Consider the following 18,166-nt stretch of genomic DNA (forward strand, 5'->3'; position numbering starts at 1 on the left):
ACATTCATGACTACAGATCCTCCGACTCCGGGAAATTCGACGGCGTACACGAGACGGTTCGACGAACTTGGGCGGGACGACCTCGCCCTCGCGGGCGGGAAGGGAGCGAACCTCGGCGAACTCGTCCGAGCGGGACTTCCCGTTCCGGCGGGATTCGTCGTGACGACCGCCGCGTATCGAGAGCTGACCGACTCATCGACGATACGCGAGGCCATCGACGAGTTAGACCGCACTAACCCGTCAGACAGGGACGAACTCGCGACAGCCGCAGACCGGCTCCAATCACTCATTCGAGAGCGAACGTTCCCCGAGTCGGTGGCGGAGTCCGTCACCGACGCGTTCGACGGCGATGACGACGCCAGGTATGCGGTTCGGTCGAGCGCAACGGCCGAAGACCTGCCGACGGCGTCGTTCGCCGGGCAGCACGAGACGTTCCTTGGGGTTCCTGCTTACGATGCCCTCGACCGGGTTCGCGACTGCATGGCGAGCCTCTTCACCGACCGAGCGGTCGCCTATCGTGCCCGTAACGGTATCTCTCATTCAGCGGTTGAGATGGCGGTCGTCGTCCAAGAGATGGCTGACGCCGACGCTGCGGGTGTCCTGTTCACCGCCGACCCCGACAGCGGGAAGCGGGGCGTCGCATCCGTGGAGTCGACCTACGGCCTCGGTGAGACGGTCGTCTCGGGTGAAGTGAGCGCGGATAATGCCCGTATCGACAAGGCAACGGGTGAGATACTCGACTACGACATCGGCGAGAAAGCGACCGAACGACGCCTCACCGACGACGGAACGGAAACCGAGGAGACGACCGAGGAGCGGCGGCGCGAGCAGGTGCTCTCCGACGCACAACTTCGCACGCTCGCCGACCTCGGCACCCGAATAGAGAAGCTGTTCGGCGAGCCACAGGACATCGAGTGGGCGCTCGCAGATGGTGAGTTTGTGATCCTGCAGTCCCGGCCCATCACCTCCTTGGTCTCACTCCCGGAACCGCGTCCCGACGACGACCGGTTACACATCTACCTGAGTATGGGTCACGCACAGGCGATGACCGACCCGATGCCACCGCTCGCGCTCGATGTCTGGGAGACGGTCTACGGCGGAATGTTGAACGAATACGCCGGTGGCGACCGCGCATGGGTCACCAGAACGGAAGGACGGGTGTATCTCGATATCACACCATTCCTCGGGTTCGGCGTGGCACGCGACGGCATCGTCGAGTCCATCAGCGTGATGAGCGAGTCTGCGGCCGAGGGAACCGCCCGACTCCTCGACGAGCGACGCGAGGAGTTCGGCGGCGAGTTCTCCGTTTCGAGCCTGCCAACCGTCCTCCGTAAGCTCGCCGGCGCGCTTCCACTCGTCGTGGGGATGACGCCAGGGATGGTTCAAGAGGGTGTGCTCCCGTTCTTCCGCGGTGCAGCTGGCACTGAAGAGTACGTGGCCGAATTCAATGCGTGGGCGAAGGCACAGGAAGCGCAGGTCCTCGACGCCGAAGGCCCGAACGAATTAGTCGAGAACGTGTTCGCGGGGTTCCCGGCCGAGTTCCTCTTCGAGATGTCGCCGAAGTCGGTGCGGGTTATCGTCGGGCCGGTCGCTGGCGGACTGCTCGAACGGGTTGTCCCCGGTGTGGATGCCACGCTCGTCGACGCGGCCGCGAGAGGGGCAGAACAGGAAGTGGGCACACGCATGACGCTTGCACTCGGTGACCTTGCGGATATCGCACGAGAGACCCCGGCAGTCGAGCAAGCGATACTCGACGAACAGTCGTACGAAAAGATTCGCGAAATCGAGGGGAGTGGACCGTTCGTCGAAGGGTTCGAGGCGTTTCTCGACGACTTCGGCCACCGTGCGGCCGGCGAGTTCGACCCGAGTCGCCCCCGGTGGCGCGACGACCCCGCCACCCCGCTCGGTATCATCCGCGGGAACCTCATCGGGGAACAAAAAGGAGCCCATCGCGAGCGTCTGCACGAGCGGAAGCGACAGGCACAGGACGCAATCGACGAACTGCAGGCGAACGCGCGGCGTGGGCTCTTCGGCCCAGTTCGACAGCCACTCACAAGCCACCTCATTCGGACCTACCGGAGTCACATCCACCTGCGGGACGAGCCCAAACACGCCGCGGCACACCTGTTCGCGGCGTGGCACGAAGCCCTCCAGCGGGCAGGCGAATATCTCGTGGCCGAAGGCGTACTAACCGAGGCCGACGACGTGTGGTTCCTCCGCAGGGATGAGCTGCTCGCGCTCATCGACGATCCATCCGGTGACCTGCCGGATATCGACGTGCGGCGACGGGACCACGAGCGTCACAAGCGGATTGACGTGCCACCCCTCATCACCAGTGAAGGAGAGATTCCCCGCTCCGAGCGCAAGGACGTCGGTGCGAACACGCTGGTCGGAACGGGCGTCTCCTCGGGCATCATCGAGGGCACGGCCCGAATCGTCCACGACCCGGCGAACGCAAACTTCCAGTCCGGCGACATCCTCGTCTGTCCCTCCTCGGACCCCGCCTGGACGCCGTTGTTCGCAACCGCGGGCGGGGTCGTCACCGAGGTCGGAGGTCGGTTGACCCACGGGGCGCTCGTCGCCCGCGAATACGGTCTCCCTGCCGTAGTTTCGGTGCTGGAGGCTACCGACCGTATCACGGATGGTCAGCGCATCCGCGTCGACGGCACACAGGGCACCGTCGAGATACTGGACGGCCAAACGAGCGAGTAGCAGTCGATGACAACAAAAATACCAACGATCAATACGAAACGACTCGGCGAGTTCGTCGATATATCGACGAAACATCCTGGAAGAAACAGTCGGTGAGTCGGACCAACACCGCTGGTGTGAGTACTATTTGTTCATTTCTTGGAATCCAACTAACTCGCGAGAACGATGTAGAGTATGACAAGAACAATGCAGAACGTACCAGTCACAGTCCAGAACTTCGACGCAGTCGTATCGGTAATCGGAGTGCTGAGTACCGCCTCATATCGCGTTCTGACTTGTGGAATCCCCAGCGTACTGGCAAAGAACACGAGAACTCCAACGGTAACCAACAGCCCATGAACGAGTCCCTCAGTAGCGACCGATAGTAAGCCGAACCCGATAACCCCGAGCGAAAAACCACAGACAACGACACTCACAGCGACGCGAATCACGCCTTGTAATCCTCGATCAACCCTCCCTGGAGCACGATTTCGACCTGACGCGGGCTCAAGCTATGTTCGGCCACGAACTCCGTATCCTGCGTGGTGTTACACACGGTGACCTCCTGTCCGTTCTGTAGCTCCGCGCGGACGGCCGGGAGTTCGAGAGTGTCGCCCTGGTCGACGGAATCATAGTCAGCGCGGTCGGTGAACTCGAGCGGTACGATCCCGAAGTTCACGAGGTTCTGCCAGTGGATGCGAGCGTAGCTGACCGCCAGTGCCGCCCGCATCCCGAGGTAGTACGGGGCCAGGGCCGCGTGCTCGCGGGAACTCCCCTGTCCGTAGTTCGACCCACCGACGACCAGCCACGGCGCGCCCTGCTCCTGGGCTCGCTCGTAGAACCCCTGCTCGATCTGGTCGAACACCCACTCGCTGATCTTCGGGATGTTCGACCGATACGGGAGAACTTCCGAGCCAGCGGGCATGATCTCGTCGGTCGAGATGTCGTCGCCGACTTTCATCAACACCGGGCCGGTGATGGTGTCCGGGACGCGCTCGAAGCCCGGCAGGGATTTCACGTTCGGGCCTTTCTCCAGTTCGCCGCCCGGATTCTCCGGCGGCGGACTCAGCGCCGCATCGTCGACGATGATCTCCGACGGTTCGGACCACGACGGGTACGTCATGCCGTGGGTCTCCTCGAGCGTCCGCGGGTCGGTTATCTCCCCTGCGAGAGCGCTCGCGGCCGCGGTCTCGGGACTACAGAGGAAGACGCTGTCCTCGCGGGTACCGGTGCGCCCGGGGAAGTTCCGCGGGACCGTCCGGAGGCTGTTTCGGCCGGAGGCCGGTGCCTGACCCATCCCGATACAGCCGTTACACCCCGCTTGATGGATACGAGCCCCACTCGCGATCAACGAGCCGAGATACCCCATCTCGGTCAGGTTCTCGAGCATCTGCCGAGAGGTGGGGTTCACGTCGAAGCTGACCTCGGGGGGGACCCGCTCGCCTTCGACGATCATCGCTGGCACCGCGAAGTCGCGCAGTCCGGGGTTCGCGCTGGACCCGATGTAGGACTGGTAGATGTTCTCGCCCGCAACCTCCGTCACCGGAACGACGTTGCCGGGGCTCGATGGCTTGGCGATCAACGGTTCGATCTCGTCGAGACGAATCGTCTCCGTGACGTGGTACTCGGCGTCGTCGTCCGCGTGCAACGGGCGGAACTCCTCCTCGCGCTGCTGCTGGGCGAGGAATCGCTTCACTGCGTCGTCGGCCGGGAACACGGTGCTGGTGGCGCCCAGCTCGGTGCCCATGTTCGCGATGACGTGGCGATCCATGGCGGTGAGCGTGTCTAACCCGGGGCCGTGATACTCGATGACGCGTCCGACGCCGCCGTCGACGTCGTGGCGGCGCAACATCTCGAGAACGACGTCCTTGGCGCTACACCAGTCGGGGAGTTCGCCACGCAACTCGACGCCCCAGACTTCCGGAGCGTTCACGTGATACGGTTCACCCGCCATCGCCATGGCGATATCGAGGCCGCCGGAGCCGATTGCGAGCATTCCCATCGCACCCGCAGCCGGCGTGTGCGAGTCGGAGCCGAGCAGCGTCTTACCCGGCACGCCGAACCGTTCCTGATGGACGGGGTGTGAGACGCCGTTTCCGGCGGGGGAGTACCAGATACCCCACTTCTCACAGGCGCTGTTCAGAAACAGGTGGTCGTCGGGATTCTTGTTGTCCTCCTGAATGAGGTTGTGGTCGACGTACTGTGCGGAGAGTTCGGTTTCGAGGTGCTCGACGTTCATCGCCTCGAGTTCGAGCATCACCATCGTCCCGGTGGCGTCCTGGGTGAGCGTCTGATCGATCTCCAGGGCGATCTCCTCGCCCGGTTCCAGTTGGCCGTCGACGAGGTGGTCCTCGATGAGCTTCTCGGTTACTGTCCCAGCCATGAGTAGAGAGACGATGAGTGACCTCTTTGCTCTTGGGTCGAATACACATACCATACAGTGCTGGTACCAGACGTGTCTCGACGAAGACCGACGTCCAGACGCTGCTGAGTGCTGTCGGAGCGAAGCAGAGGCTCGGCCTAGACGATCATCGCCAGATCGAGCGCATCGTCTACGTCCACCTCTGCATTCATGAGGGCGACGCTGCCACCGTCGCGTCTACCAGTTGGTCTGGGCCTTCACCAGTTCCATGATTCGGGTAGCACACCATCTACGAGTATTTCGAGGTCGCTCGACTGCATACAGCGAATTCGTTAGTCCAAATGACCCGCTTACAGAAATCTACCCTCCGAAGTCAGGGCTTCCCAGGCCGGCGAGTCGGTATAGCGAAATAAACTACATAGCGTGATGAAACTCCGCTCAAACGCCGTACGCGTCGAACTCTGGCCTTCTCCCCCACGAACCGTTCCGGTGGGTGGTCACTCTGCTGTTGTCCAGTACAACAAAGTGTTGTCTCGCGTCCCGTTGCCCTCTGCTCGTCGTCCGAGATGAACTCTGAGATGGGGGGCGAGCACGAGGCGAAAGGTAGCTACTGCCGGGGACCTATCGTCGGTCGAAGTCGCCAGGGGAGAAGTTCCACCGACACCGCAGACTCGGAGCGGCCGAGCGGTCTTACTCGAGGTCGTAGCCCCACTCACGCAGCACTTCGGCGACGAGTTCCGGACGACGCTGGGCGACGACCATCGCAGCCTCTCGGTAGTCGGATTTGTAGACGCTCTCACCGAGCATCCCTTCGAGCGACTCCTGAAGGTCGGACTCGGCGTCGATGACCTCCTCTCGAAGGAAGTACGGAACCTGCTCACGTCCCTCGTTGACCTTGTTCCGCCGGAGTTTGTAGGGTATCGCGGACATCGACGGCCGTGACGAATCCGACGCGGACTCCGTGTCGCTCCGTGTCGCCTCCTGCTCGTTCGTAGGCGACTCGTCGGTAGCGGGCTGCGACTCCTCCTGTGCCGTTTCGGCCGCTCGCTCCCCTTCTGGGTCCTCTGCATCGTCGAGTCCGGCGTCCCGTGACCCCGACTTGAGTCCCATTACGCGGTCACCTCCGGGGTTTCGAGGCCGGCCTCCCGTTCGAGGTACCGGGCGAGGTCGTCGAACTGTTCGAGCGTTTCGAGTTCGTAGTCACGCTTCCGGTCGCGGTACTCCTCGACGTACGTGTAGGGACTGCACTGCTGCTTCCAGCACCCCTCCATCAGCGACCCACGCTCCCCGATGACTACCGGAACGGGGAAGCCGCTCTCTCGGAGTTCGCTCAGGATCTCACGCTGGTCGCGCGTGTCCTTGTATCCGATGGGGACGACCGAGAGTACACCGACGTCGACGTCGATGCTCTGTTCGAGGCCGTCGACCAGGTCGTCCAGTCCCTCGATAGACTCCTGGCCCTTCGCAGTCGCCTCGAACGGGATGACCACGTTCCGAACGGCGACCAGCGCGTTGTAGAGGATCGGCCCGGCTTTCCCTGCCGAGTCGACGACGATTACGTCGTACTCCTCGCGCACGTTCGCGTCCTTGAGGACTCTGTGGAGTTGGTGGTACATACTGAACGACTCGCCGAAGTTCTCGGCTTGCTGTTTCTCGTTGATGAGGAACTCGTGGAGGTCCTCGAGCATGTTGTGCGAGGGGATCAGGTCGACGCCACCCTCGACCTCGATGGTCAGGTCCTCGAAGTCGCCTTTCGGTCGGCCGACGAGATGTCGGACGAGATTGTCGGCCTCCGGGTCCCCTCGGTCGTACTCGGGACCGAAGAAGTACGTCAGACTCCCGTTTTGAGTGTCCATATCGATGACCAAGACGTCGTGGCCGGCCCGAGCGTGGCTGGTGGCGAGCGTCGCCGCCGTCGTCGTCTTCCCGACCCCACCAGCTTCCGAGACGGGCGCGTAGGTCAACATGTACGCCGTAGTTCGACCACACACATATAAATCTGAGTCAGACACTGTGGCTGGTGTTTACAGCTATTTCTTACCACTATGCATTGTAGCTATACGTTGTAGTTGAGTGGTATAGTCGAACAGTATAGTTGGGTTTTATAGCTATACCGTACGACCACGGCGTATCGCTACACCAGACCGGTGTCTCACGGAGCCACACTGTCTAACGGCGTCCAGCAGAGGGGTGAGCACAGTCGCCGGTCTGACGAGACTCGGAGCGACGTGGAGGGTCTGTTCGTCCGATCAGCCGACGGGACTACCGGGCGACGACACACCGTGTCAGCGTCGACCTCGACGGCACGGTATCGGTATACTCTCGAACTGTACAGGGTCCGTAGCCGAAGCCGACGAGTCAGACCCACGGAGCGGCCGGGCAGAAGGGCAGAGACGTGCCCGTCGACTGCGTGGATCGGGCGGAGCGGACCGACGCGCTACGGACTCGAAGCCCCGCGTCACGACGACTCGTCGCTCTCGACCGACGGTGGTCGGCGAGGTGCCGGTCGGAACGTCCGGACGTCCGAGTAGTCATCCAGCGGGCCGCACGAACGAGAACGACCGACAGCGACGGCAGTTCTCCTGGCGCTCCCGTGCTCACCTGGAGTACTTCATCTCCAGTTCGAACTGTTTGGTCATGCGGATCAGCGGGTCGATGGTCGACTCGTCGATGGGCATCTTCGGTCCGGCGATCGAGCAGGCACCGAAGACCTCCCCGTCCGTCGAGTGGACGGGAGCGCCGATGGCGCGAAGACCCATGGTGCTCTCCTCGTCGTTGATGGCGTACCCTCGCTCTCTGACCGTCTCCAGTTCTTCGATCAGACTGGTCCTGTCGGTGATCGTGCTGTCCGTCGCGGTCGGCAGGCCGACCCGTGCGACGATCTCCTCGATCTCCGCTTCGGGGAGATGTGCGAGGATCGCCTTTCCGTAGGCCGTCTGGTGGAGGTACATCCGCTTCCCGATACGAGACCGGGTCGGGACGCCCTGTCGCCCACTCTCTCGATAGAGAACGATAGCTCGCCCGTGTTCGTGTACCGCGAAATGCGCCACTTCACCGGTCTCTTCGGCGAGTTCCTTGATCTGCTGCTTGATGCGACCGACACCGTAACAGTCCTCCCGCACGTACCCCCCCAGATCGAGGAAACGAGCGCCCAGACGGTAGACGTCGTCGTTCTTCGTGACGTAGTTCGCGTGCTCGAGCGTCTTGAGATGCTTGTGGACGGTGCTCTTCGCCAGATCCGTGTGTGCTGCCAGTTCGGTCACGCTCGGCTCTTCGAGCGATTTCATCGCTTCGATGATGCGAAACGACGTTTTCACCGATTTGATTTCGACGGGACGGCTCCCCGCGTTGTCTGAATGCTGTCTGGTAGCCATACTCGCGGATTGAAACTGCGTACTTATAAGCTTGCCTCTGATACAGTCGATTTCTCGGTGGAGAACGGCCGAGGCCGTCTCTCGGCCCGGTACCGACCGACGAGGACTCCACCTCCCGTTTCGTCGGTGAGTGACGGCCGGTCGACCGGGCGTGTTCGTTCGGTGGGGCGGCGAGTCGCCCGTCTTCGGGTCGCCACCGGTTCGGTGGGACGTTGTCCGTGGGCTGAACGTCCGGGTTCCCTCAGAAACAGTCTTACTGTGTTACTGCTTTGCATACACAGAGAGTCCGTACTATGAGTCAGACAGGCACGTCCAGCGACGGTCGGCAGCGGGACGACTCCACGGTCGGAGCCGAGTTGCAATCGATCGAGACGGCAAAGCGGTATCTCCGGACGGAGCGGACCGAACTCGGGACCGAACGCGAAGCGTTTCGGACGTTCGCCGACCGCCTCTCTCGACAACGGTTCACCGCTCGGGGAGGGGACGGTGGACTCGGTGCGGTCCGGTCGCTTCGGCGACCGGCAGACGGCGGGTCGGTCACCGGTGAGATCAGGCGCGCGTTTCGCGAGACGGTGATGGCTGTCGACCACTACGACGACATCTACGGCGAGTCGCTCGACGAACACCTCCGGAGCGAGTTGGGGCCGGACATCGCTGCGGTCGTCACGAGTTCTGCCGCGCCGAGTCCAACCCTCAGAGGTGCGCTCCTCGCCGCGGTCGAGGAGGCAATCGCGGACCGACGGGCGCTTTCGGACCTCGTCGAGGGAGAGTGGGACTCGCTCGTCGACGCCCGGAGACGGTTGGAACCGCTCGCCACTGCCGCTCGCTCGGAGACGACCCCGTCGGAGTGGACGGCCGAACTGGACGCCGTCGCTGTGGACCGGCAGCGACTCATCCGTCAGCGTATCGGCTCGCCGTATCTCGACGGCCACGACCTCTGTGCGTACCTCTACGACGACGTCGACGACTGGACGTATCCCGTCCTCACCATCTGTGCCAGCCTCCGTGCGAGAGCCTCGGTCGGTGACGCGCCGTCGACCGGGGCGGCCGTCAGATGAGTCCGGAGTGCGGTGACGAGCCACCGCCGAGCGAGGGTCCGGAAGGCTTATTCTGGTCTCTGTGGTCGTCTCGGTATGCGAATCGCACTTATCGGCGGAACCGGCGACATCGGCGAAGGGCTCGCACTGAGATGGGGGGTCGAAACTGACCACACCATCGTGATCGGGTCACGTGACGCCGAACGTGCAGCCGAACGGGCCGAGTCGTACGCCGAAACAGTCGAATCGTGTGGCGGTCGCGCCGAGTTCGAGGGGTTGGAGAACGTGGCGGCCGCAGACGGTGCCGACGTCGTGGTGCTCTCGGTACCGCCGTTCCACGTCGCCGACACCGTCGACGCTATCGCCGGTTCGGTCACGGGCGTCCTCGTCTCACCAGCGGTTGGCATCTCACGGGACGAATCGGGGTTCCACTACCGGCCACCGCCCACCGGAAGTGTGACCGAACTCGTCGCCGAGCACGCACCCGAGGGCGTTCCCGTCGTCGGCGCGTTCCACAACCTCGCGGCGGGGCGACTCACCGACCTCGACGCGGATCTCGGTATCGACGTGCTGGTCGTCGCGGACGACGAGGACGCGAAGGCGACCGTCTCCTCGCTCGCCGAGGATATCCCCGGCATCCGAGCGCTCGACGCCGGCCCCATCGTCAACGCGGCGGAAGTCGAGAGCGTGACGCCGCTGCTCATCAACGTCGCGCAGCGAAACGACGGGCTACACGACCTCGGCGTCAGCTTCGAGTGACGACGACGACCACGACCGGGTCACGGCGGCCCCGACGTCACTCCTTGAGGTGGTCGTCGAAGAACTCGACGACCCGGCCGAGCGCGTCGCGCCACGTCGCCGGCCGCTGGAACATGTGTTCCTCGTTCGGGTAGTAGACGGCGTCGAAGTCGACGCCCGCCTCGACGCACTCTTCGATGAGGACTTCCAGTTCGCCGACGGTCACGTTCTTGTCCGTCGACCCGTGGAGGGCGAGCAGCGGGGTGTCGAGGTCCTCGACGAAGGAGTTGGGTGAGCCGACGCGGTAGCGTTCCTGGACGACCGGGTCGTCGCTGTCGGGTCTCCCCCCGAACCGGTTGTGGAACCACGTCGGTTCGCTCGCCCCCCAGTGCGTCGGCCCGAGGTCGATGGCCCACTCCTCCCACGTGCGCCAGTCCCAGATGCCGGCGACGTTGACCGCACAGTCGTACTCGTCGGACATCGTCGCCAGCGCGTTCGCCAGATAGCCGCCGTAGCTCCGCCCCCACATGCCGACACGGTCGCTGGTCTCCGGGCGTTCACGGAGGTACGTCGCCGCCGCCTCGCAGTCGTCGATTTCGACGATGCCGATGTTGCGGTGGATGGCCTGCTCGAACTCGTCGCCGTAGCCGACCCCCGACCGGAAGTTCAGTTCCAACACGGCGTACCCCTCGCTGACGAACCACTGGTCGAACAGGTGGAAGTAACCGTAGGTCTGCCCGTGGTGGAACCCTCGACGCATCTGACTGATGGGACCGCCGTGACAGAGCACGACCGACGGGACGTCGTCGCCGGCCTCGGCGTCGGGCGGGAGGTAGAGGTAACCGTACACCGTCGCGCCGTCGGAGGCCTCGAACGAGACCGGTTCGGGGTCCGGGAGGCCGTCGAGTCGACTCGGTTCCGGGTACGACGCGGAGACACGACGCATCGCGCCGGTGTCGACGGCCGCGACGTGGACGTCCGTCGGCGAGAAGCGCCCGGACCGGAGACACGCGACCCGCTCGCTCGTCGGGGACCACGTCGGGTAGATTGCGTTGCCGTCCACGTCCGAGAACGCCGTCCGGTCGGTGACCGCCCCCTCACCGAGCGTGGCGACTTCGAGGTGGCGCTCGCCCGGGTCGGCCTCGTTCGTCACGTACGCCAGTCGCTCACCGTCGGGACTCCACGCCGGCCGGTCGTCGGCGTCGCCACGGGCCTCGAACTCCCCCTCGGTGACCTGCACGACACCCGTTCCCGTGAATCCGGGGCGGTCGTCGCCGTTCTCGACGGCGTCCCGTCGCGCCTCGACGTCGATAGCGTAGACGTGTCGCCACCCCGTTCGCGCCGAAACCACCGCCAACCGCCCCGACTCGTGACCCACCGGCCGGTGGGGCAACAGGAGGCCGTCGACGGACTCGGAGGCGACGGCGACACCCAGGCCCTCGTCCTCACCGACCCGGACCGACCGGTAGACCCGCTCGGTCCCGTCGCGCGAGTCCTCCGCGTACACCAGGTGCCCCGCACCGACCCACTGGAAGTCGGCCCGGAGACAGTCGTCGGCGGTCGTGGGCGTCGTCTCCCAGACGACCGGTTCGTCGGGCGACTCCGTGTCGTAGACGGCGACGCCGAGCGCCTCGACGTCGTCGGGTTCGACCACGACGCCGACGTAACGACCGCTCGGGTCCCACTCCAGTGGTGTCGGACCGAACAGGTCGGCGGGACGCAGGGGGTCGTCGGTCGACAGGGCCGTCACCGTGCCGTCGACGCCGTGGACCCACAGGGTTCGGTCGCGGAGGTACGCGATACGGTCACCGTCGGGGTGCCACGCCGGACTCGACGTCGCCTCGTGTGCGCGTGCGAGCGGTCTGGTCGTTCCAGCCGACGTGTCGACACGGTAGAGGTCGCCGTCCGCGACGACGAGTGCCTCCTCGGGGTGACCCGGTCGCCACTCGAACCCGGCGACGCCGTCGAGCGTCGTCTCCGTGTCGGGTGTGAACGTCCCCGCGTCGAGGGAGACGTCGGTCCCTTCGACGGGTCCGACCCGCTGGGTCGCAAACTGCGTCTCCCCGTCCGCGAATCGAAGGTAGCCTACGCGTGTTCCGTCGTCGTTCCACGCCGGGTCCGTCGTCGAGACGAGCGCCAGCGTATCGTCTATCGAGAGGTGTAGCGATGACACACCGTACGATTCCGCGATGATAACAAATAGCTTGCTACGAGGACGCGGTGGCGCTGCCGTATCGCGTCACTCCGTAGCGGTCGGTCTCACTCGTCGAGCCAGACGTTGTTGTACGCCGTCACCAGCCGTGGGTTCTCCGTGGGGACGGGGTGGACGCTGAAGTCCTGTACCGCCGACTTCCGCGCCCAGGTCTCCTTGAGATTGTACCCGGGGATCTGGACGCGCTGCTGGATGACCTCCTTCTGGATGTCGATGTAGAGCTGGCGGCGCTCCTCGCGGTCGGTCGACTGGCGGGACTGCTCGATCATCTCCATCACCTCCGGGTCGTCCCAGTAGTGACCGTTGTTGCTTCCCGCCCCGGACTCGTGGTACATCGAGTAGATCTGGTAGTCGGGGTCCGGGTTCACCGACCAGCCGAGAGCGTACATCTGGTAGTCCGACGCCTTGCCGGTGGCGTACTTCTCGAGGTACGCCCCCCAGTCGAGTCGCTGGACCTCCGCGTTGTAGCCGGCCTCCTTGATGCCGTTGGCGACGGTGATACAGAGGTTCTCACGCACGTCGTCGGGCGGGCTGAGGATGACGCAGTTCCAGTCGTCGGGCACGCCCGCCTCCTCGAACATCGACTTGGCCGCGTCGATGTCCTTGCCGACGGCCATCGACTCGAACTCGTCGATGGGCATGTCCCACGCCTCGGCGGTCGGAATCGGTATCGGCTGGTACTGGCGAACACCCGCCGGTTCGACGAATCGCTCGACGAACGCGTCCATGCTGAAGGTGTGGTTGATGGCCTGTCGAACCCCCAGCTTCGTCGTCTCGCCCTCGTTCAGGTTGAATGTCAGGAACCGGTAGCTGAGCGCGGGCGTCTGGTGGATCTCCGCGTCGTTCATCTGTTCGACGGTGGAGTAGAGTCTCGGCGGGATGTCCTGCATCATGTGCATGTCCCCGCTGTTGAACTCGGTCATCCGGGTCGTCGGTTCGGGAATCGGGATGTACTCGACGGCGTCGAGGTTCGGGTCCTTCTCCCCCCAGTAGTCGTCCCACTTCTCGATTCTCGTGAACTCGTTTTCCGTCCAGTCGACGAACTTGAACGGGCCGGACGCGACCGGGTTGGTCGTGTTGTACGCCTGGACGTCCGCCTCGCGGACCGCCTTCGGGACGATACCCATCTGGCTGAGCGCACCGGCGAACGCGGCGTACGGGTACTTGAGGTCGAACTGCACGGTCGTCTCGTCGACCACCTCAATGGTGTCGATCATGCTGAGCGCCGTCGCGTTCCGCGTCTCCTCCTCGATGGGCGCTCGGAACGTGTAGGCGATGTCCTCTCCGGTGACCGGGTCGCCGTTGTGGAACATCGCGTTGTCGACGATCTCGACGACGTACCGCTGGCCGTCTCGCTCCGCCTCGGGCATCCCCGTCACCAGGTCGTCGGGGACGATGCCCGTCGACTCGTCGAGGGTGTAGAGGTTGCTGAAGAACCGTTCGGCGATGATGGCGGCCGGCCCGCCCCACTGGTTGACGGGGTCCCAGTCGACCGGGCTCTTCGCCTGCGCGACTTTCAGCGTCCCGCCCTGTCGTCCGTCTCCGGCCCCCGTCGTCCCGTCCTCGGTGGAGCCGTTACCGTCGCCGCTGTCGCCCCCACCGGAACCGTCGGTCGAGTTCGACCCGTTGTCGCCGTCACCGCCGCTGGTACAGCCCGCGAGTGTGACGATTGCGGCACCACTCCCGAGTTGTAACACACGCCGGCGCGATACTTGCTGGTCAGTTGCCGAGTCCTTTCGGTGGACCATGTTAGGAGATACCTTTCCCCATGAATTTAAATAACTACCGATAGCTGAAGTCCGCATGTGGTCGGCTCAGGCACTCTACCCTCTATTCAGCAGTGTCTCGGGTTAATTGTGCTGCTCTCCGTGAGGGCTAATCGAAGCGACACCCACCTCGAACCGTGCCCGCGAGACGGGGCGTCGCGCTCACCGGTCGTCGTCGGGGTACGCGTGACCGTCGGCGACGACCGGTGCGCCGATGGCGAGCACCCGAAGCGGTTCCGCGGCGTCGTCGGCGTTGAACGCACGGTGGGGCGCACCGGGTTCCGCGAGGAACAGTTCGTTCTCGCCGACGTGGTACTCCCCATCGGGTGTCTCGACGGACATCCTCCCCGCGATGACGTAGAACAACTCCTCCTGTGTGTCGTGGTAGTGGTACCGCTGTGGGACCTGTTCGCCCGGAGCGGCGGTGTAGAGACTGACTCCGACGTGTTCGAGGTCGAGCACCCCTTGGAGTGTGCGCCGGTCGCTCTCGTGGTCGGGGTGAGGCGCTATCGAGTCGATGTCGACGACGTGGTACGACATACCCTCTCAATCGGGGGGTGGCGTATGAATCTTTGCCGAGTCGCCCGCCTGCCGACCGGCGGCGAGACGCCCCGTCCGTCCGGGGTCGTCCAGGACGGTCAGCAGAGACGTCCGGTCGGTCACGCCTGGAGGTGGTCCTCGAAGAACTGCTCCATCCGACCGGCGGCGTCCGTCCACGTCGCCGGCGTGCTGAACCCGTGTTGCTCGTCGGGGTAGTACATCACCGAGACTGGCGCGCCGACTTCGACGGCCTGCTGGAGGAGGTCGTTGGTCTCCTCGATGGGGACGTTCCGGTCGTCCATCCCGTGGAGTGCGAGCAGCGGCGTGTCGAGGTTCTCGACGAACGAGTTCGGCGAGCCGACGCGGTAGCGTTCTTGGACGACCGGGTCGTCGCTGTCGGGGCGGCCCCCGAACCGGTTGTAGAACCAGGTCTCCTCACCGATTCCCCAGTGGGTCACGCCGTGGTCGATAGCCCACTGACACCAGGTCCGCCAGTCCCAGATGCCGGCGACGTTGACCGCACAGTCGTACTCGTCGGACATCGTCGCCAGCGCGTTCGCCAGGAAGCCACCGTAACTGATGCCCCACATGCCGACGCGGTCGCTGGTCTCGGGTCGTTCGCGGAGGTACGTCGCCGCCGCCTCGCAGTCGGCTACCTCCACCGTCCCGACGTGGCGGTGGATGGCCTGCTCGAACGGCCGGCCGCGACCGATACCGGACCGGAAGTTCAGTTCCAGCACGGCGTATCCCGACGCGGCGAGGACTTGGTCGTAGGCGTGGACGTGGCCGGGCCGGGCCGAGAACCCGTTTCGCATCTGTGCGATGGGCCCGCCGTGACAGTAGACGACGGAGGGGACCCGTTCGTCCGGCGCGCGGTCCGGTGGCAGGTAGAGGTAGCCGTCGATGGTCGTGTCGTCGGTCGACTCGAAGGTCACTCGCTCGGGAACGGGCAACGAGTCGAACACGTCCGGGTCCGGGTGGGACACACTCACTCGTCGCACCGTCCCGTCGTCGACGGCGGCGACGTGGACGTCGACCGGGGAGCGCTGGCCACCACGGAGGAACGCGACGTGCGCACCGTCGGGCGACCACGACGACCCGGCGGCGTTTCCACCGATGTCCGAGAACGTTACTCGGTCGGTGACGGCCCCGTCGCCGAGCGTGGCGACTTCGAGGTGGCGCTCGCCCGGGTCGGCCTCGTTCGTCACGTACGCCAGTCGCTCACCGTCCGGTGCGAACGACGGAACGTCGGAGGCGTCGCCACGAGCCTCGAACTCCTCCTCGGTGACCTGGACGACGCCGGTCCCGGAGAGGCCGGGCCGGTCGTCGGTTCGGTCGACGGTCGCTCGGCGCTCGTCGACGTCGATGGCGTAGACGTGTCGCCAGCCCGTCCGTGCGGAGACGACGGCCAGCCGCCCCGACTCGTGGCCGACGGGGTCGTGCGGGAGGAGTAACCCGTCGACGGACTCGGAGGCGACGGCGACCCCGAGGCCCTCGTCCTCCCCGACCCGGACCGACCGGTAGACCCGTTCGGTCCCGTCGCGCGAGTCCTCCGCGTACACCAGGTGCCCCTCCCCGACCCACGCGAACGCGCCGCGGAGGCAGTCATCACGGTCGGGGACCGCCTGCCACGCCACGTCGTCGGTCCGCGTGTCGAGGACGGCGACGCCGAGCGTCTCGCCCGGTGCGACGAGCGTGGCGAGGTAGCGACCGCTCGGGTCCCACTCCAGTGGCGTCCCGAACGCGAAGATGTCGGGGACGACGACGTCCGTGACCGGACCGACGCTCCCGTCCAGTCCGTGGACCCAGACCGCCCCGTCACGGCGGTACGCGACGCGGTCACCATCGGGGTGCCACGTCGGGACACTGTGGGCGTCGGGGGCCCGAGCGAAGGGTTCGGTCGCTCCGGTCGTCGCGTCGACGCGGTAGAGGTCGCCGTCCGCGACCACGAGCGCCTCCTCGGGGTGGCCCGGTCGCCAGACGAACGCGGAGACGTCCGTCACGTCGGATTCGGCGTCCGGGTCGTAGGTGCCGTCTCCGAGCGAGACGGCGGTCGTCTCGCACTCGGGTGTCGAGAGGGTCGCCCACCTCGTCTCGCCCTCGACGGTTCGGAGGTAGCCGATACGTGTGCCGTCGTCGTTCCACGCCGGGTCCGCGACCGGCGTAATCGCTAGCGCGTCGGACAGTGTGAACGCTGCCATGCCCCTCCAGCGGGGGGCAGACGGCATAAGTGTGCGCGCCCGGAGGGCTCAGCGGTCGAGCCAGATGTTGTGCTCGCTCGTGAACACCTGTGGGTTCTGGGAGGGGACGGCGTGAATCTGGAAGTCCATCACGTCGTCTCTCGCCGCCCAGATACCCTTCGGGTTGAACGCCGGAATCTGGACGCGCTGCTGGATGATCTCCGTCTGGATGTCGATGTAGAGCTGGCGACGCTCCTCGCGGTCGGTCGACTGGCGGGACTGCTCGATCATCTCCATCGCCTCCGGGTCGTCCCAGTAGTGGCCGCTGTTGGCTCCCGACCCCGACTCGTGGTACATGTTGTACATCTGGTAGTCGGGGTCCGGGTTCACCGACCAGCCCAGACAGTAGATGTGGTAGTCCGACTCCTTGCCGGTCGTGAACTTCTCGAGGAACGTCCCCCAGTCGAGACGGTTGACTCTCGCGTCGTAGCCGGCCTCCTTGATGCCGTTGGCGACGGAGACGCACATGTTCTCACGCACGTCGTCGGGCGGACAGAGGATGTTGCAGGTCCAGTCGTCGGGCACGCCCGCCTCCTCGAAGAGGCTCCGGGCCTGGTCGGTGTCCTTGCCGACGGCCATCGCCTCGAACTCGTCGATGGGCATGTCCCACGCCTCGGCGGTCGGAATCGGTATCGGCTGGTACTGACGAACGCCCGCCGGTTCGACGAACTGCTGGACGACGCGGTCCATGTCGAACGAGTAGTCGATGGCCTCTCGCACCGCCGGTTTCGTCGTCTCGCCCTCGTTCAGGTTGAACGTCAGGAAGGTGTACGACAGTGCGGGCGTCTCCGCGATACTCGCGTCGGAGATGCTCTCGACCGTCGAGAACAGTTTCGGCGGGATGTCCTGCATGACGGAACTCTCGCCGGTCTTGAAGTTCGTCACCCGGGTCGTCGACTCGGGAATCGGAACGAACGTCACCTCGTCGAGGTTCGGCGTCGACTCGCCCCAGTAGTCCTCCCACTTCGAGATGGTCGCGTACTCGTTTTCGGTCCAGTCGTCGAAGACGAACGGGCCCGACCCGACCGGACTCCGAAGTCCGAACTCCTCCGGGTCCGCCTCGCGGACCGCCTTCGGGACGATCTGCATCGACCCGAGCGACCCGGGGAACGCACCGTAGGTGTACTCCAGGTCGAACTGCACCGTCGTCTCGTCGACGGCCTCCATCTCGGTGATCATGTTGAACGACGAGGCGACCCACGACCC

12 protein-coding genes are annotated in these 18,166 nt (G+C 65.0%); 3 read left to right on the top strand and 9 right to left on the bottom strand.

The window, feature by feature from the left end; all coding sequences use genetic code 11:
- Window positions 1–6 precede the first annotated feature (6 nt).
- Window positions 7–2,712 carry a PEP/pyruvate-binding domain-containing protein gene (locus tag GQS65_RS03170; RefSeq protein ID WP_158203219.1) on the top strand — a complete coding sequence of 902 codons (2,706 nt, stop codon included), beginning with the start codon at window positions 7–9 and terminating at the stop codon, window positions 2,710–2,712.
- Between the two features lie 427 nt (window positions 2,713–3,139).
- Here the strand turns inward: GQS65_RS03170 and GQS65_RS03175 are convergent, their stop codons facing one another.
- From GQS65_RS03175 to GQS65_RS03190, 4 genes are all read right to left on the bottom strand, one after another.
- Window positions 3,140–5,074, bottom strand: coding sequence for an aconitate hydratase (locus GQS65_RS03175; protein WP_158203220.1), 1,935 nt, complete (start codon window positions 5,072–5,074; stop codon window positions 3,140–3,142).
- Window positions 5,075–5,743: 669 nt separating this feature from the next.
- Window positions 5,744–6,163: a hypothetical protein gene (locus tag GQS65_RS21325; protein ID WP_199268394.1), complete on the bottom strand. Its 420-nt coding sequence runs from the start codon at window positions 6,161–6,163 to the stop codon at window positions 5,744–5,746.
- Complete coding sequence (locus GQS65_RS03185) at window positions 6,163–7,020, bottom strand: ParA family protein (RefSeq protein ID WP_158203221.1); 858 nt, start codon at window positions 7,018–7,020, stop codon at window positions 6,163–6,165. Before GQS65_RS03185 ends, GQS65_RS21325 begins: the two co-directional genes overlap by 1 nt.
- A 630-nt stretch (window positions 7,021–7,650) precedes the next feature.
- On the bottom strand, window positions 7,651–8,427 hold the full coding sequence (locus tag GQS65_RS03190) for an IclR family transcriptional regulator (protein WP_158203222.1): 777 nt from the start codon (window positions 8,425–8,427) through the stop codon (window positions 7,651–7,653).
- A gap of 293 nt (window positions 8,428–8,720) precedes the next feature.
- On the opposite strand from GQS65_RS03190, the gene GQS65_RS03195 reads away from it, so the two are divergent.
- Together GQS65_RS03195 and npdG are read left to right on the top strand one after the other, a co-directional pair.
- Window positions 8,721–9,485 carry a DUF7260 family protein gene (locus GQS65_RS03195; protein ID WP_158203223.1) on the top strand — a complete coding sequence of 255 codons (765 nt, stop codon included), beginning with the start codon at window positions 8,721–8,723 and terminating at the stop codon, window positions 9,483–9,485.
- A 75-nt stretch (window positions 9,486–9,560) separates the two neighbouring features.
- The gene (npdG, locus tag GQS65_RS03200; protein ID WP_158203224.1) at window positions 9,561–10,223 is read left to right on the top strand and encodes an NADPH-dependent F420 reductase; all 663 of its coding nucleotides are present in this window, start codon (window positions 9,561–9,563) and stop codon (window positions 10,221–10,223) included.
- Between the two features lie 37 nt (window positions 10,224–10,260).
- On the opposite strand, the gene GQS65_RS03205 is transcribed toward npdG, so the two are convergent.
- From GQS65_RS03205 to GQS65_RS03225, 5 genes are all read right to left on the bottom strand, one after another.
- Window positions 10,261–12,375, bottom strand: coding sequence for a prolyl oligopeptidase family serine peptidase (locus tag GQS65_RS03205; protein ID WP_158203225.1), 2,115 nt, complete (start codon window positions 12,373–12,375; stop codon window positions 10,261–10,263).
- A gap of 86 nt (window positions 12,376–12,461) precedes the next feature.
- Complete coding sequence (locus GQS65_RS03210; RefSeq protein WP_158203226.1) at window positions 12,462–14,162, bottom strand: ABC transporter substrate-binding protein; 1,701 nt, start codon at window positions 14,160–14,162, stop codon at window positions 12,462–12,464.
- Between the two features lie 180 nt (window positions 14,163–14,342).
- A complete protein-coding gene (locus GQS65_RS03215; protein ID WP_158203227.1) occupies window positions 14,343–14,720 on the bottom strand; it encodes a cupin domain-containing protein in 378 nt (125 codons plus the stop codon).
- A gap of 119 nt (window positions 14,721–14,839) precedes the next feature.
- Window positions 14,840–16,921, bottom strand: coding sequence for a S9 family peptidase (locus tag GQS65_RS03220; RefSeq protein ID WP_158203228.1), 2,082 nt, complete (start codon window positions 16,919–16,921; stop codon window positions 14,840–14,842).
- A gap of 48 nt (window positions 16,922–16,969) precedes the next feature.
- A partial coding sequence (locus GQS65_RS03225; protein ID WP_158203229.1) for an ABC transporter substrate-binding protein occupies window positions 16,970–18,166 on the bottom strand: 1,197 nt, incomplete at its 5' end.

Origin of the sequence: Halomarina oriensis (assembly GCF_009791395.1) — an archaeon.
Lineage (GTDB): Archaea > Halobacteriota > Halobacteria > Halobacteriales > Haloarculaceae > Halomarina > Halomarina oriensis.

Excerpts from the sequence above, each read along its gene's own strand:
- GQS65_RS03170 (WP_158203219.1), top strand. The coding sequence starts at position 7 with ATGACTACAGATCCTCCGACTCCGGGAAATTCGACGGCGTACACGAGA.
- GQS65_RS03175 (WP_158203220.1), bottom strand. The coding sequence starts at position 5,074 with ATGGCTGGGACAGTAACCGAGAAGCTCATCGAGGACCACCTCGTCGAC.
- GQS65_RS21325 (WP_199268394.1), bottom strand. The coding sequence starts at position 6,163 with ATGGGACTCAAGTCGGGGTCACGGGACGCCGGACTCGACGATGCAGAG.
- GQS65_RS03185 (WP_158203221.1), bottom strand. The coding sequence starts at position 7,020 with ATGTTGACCTACGCGCCCGTCTCGGAAGCTGGTGGGGTCGGGAAGACG.
- GQS65_RS03190 (WP_158203222.1), bottom strand. The coding sequence starts at position 8,427 with ATGGCTACCAGACAGCATTCAGACAACGCGGGGAGCCGTCCCGTCGAA.
- GQS65_RS03195 (WP_158203223.1), top strand. The coding sequence starts at position 8,721 with ATGAGTCAGACAGGCACGTCCAGCGACGGTCGGCAGCGGGACGACTCC.
- npdG (WP_158203224.1), top strand. The coding sequence starts at position 9,561 with ATGCGAATCGCACTTATCGGCGGAACCGGCGACATCGGCGAAGGGCTC.
- GQS65_RS03210 (WP_158203226.1), bottom strand. The coding sequence starts at position 14,162 with ATGGTCCACCGAAAGGACTCGGCAACTGACCAGCAAGTATCGCGCCGG.
- GQS65_RS03215 (WP_158203227.1), bottom strand. The coding sequence starts at position 14,720 with ATGTCGTACCACGTCGTCGACATCGACTCGATAGCGCCTCACCCCGAC.
- GQS65_RS03220 (WP_158203228.1), bottom strand. The coding sequence starts at position 16,921 with ATGGCAGCGTTCACACTGTCCGACGCGCTAGCGATTACGCCGGTCGCG.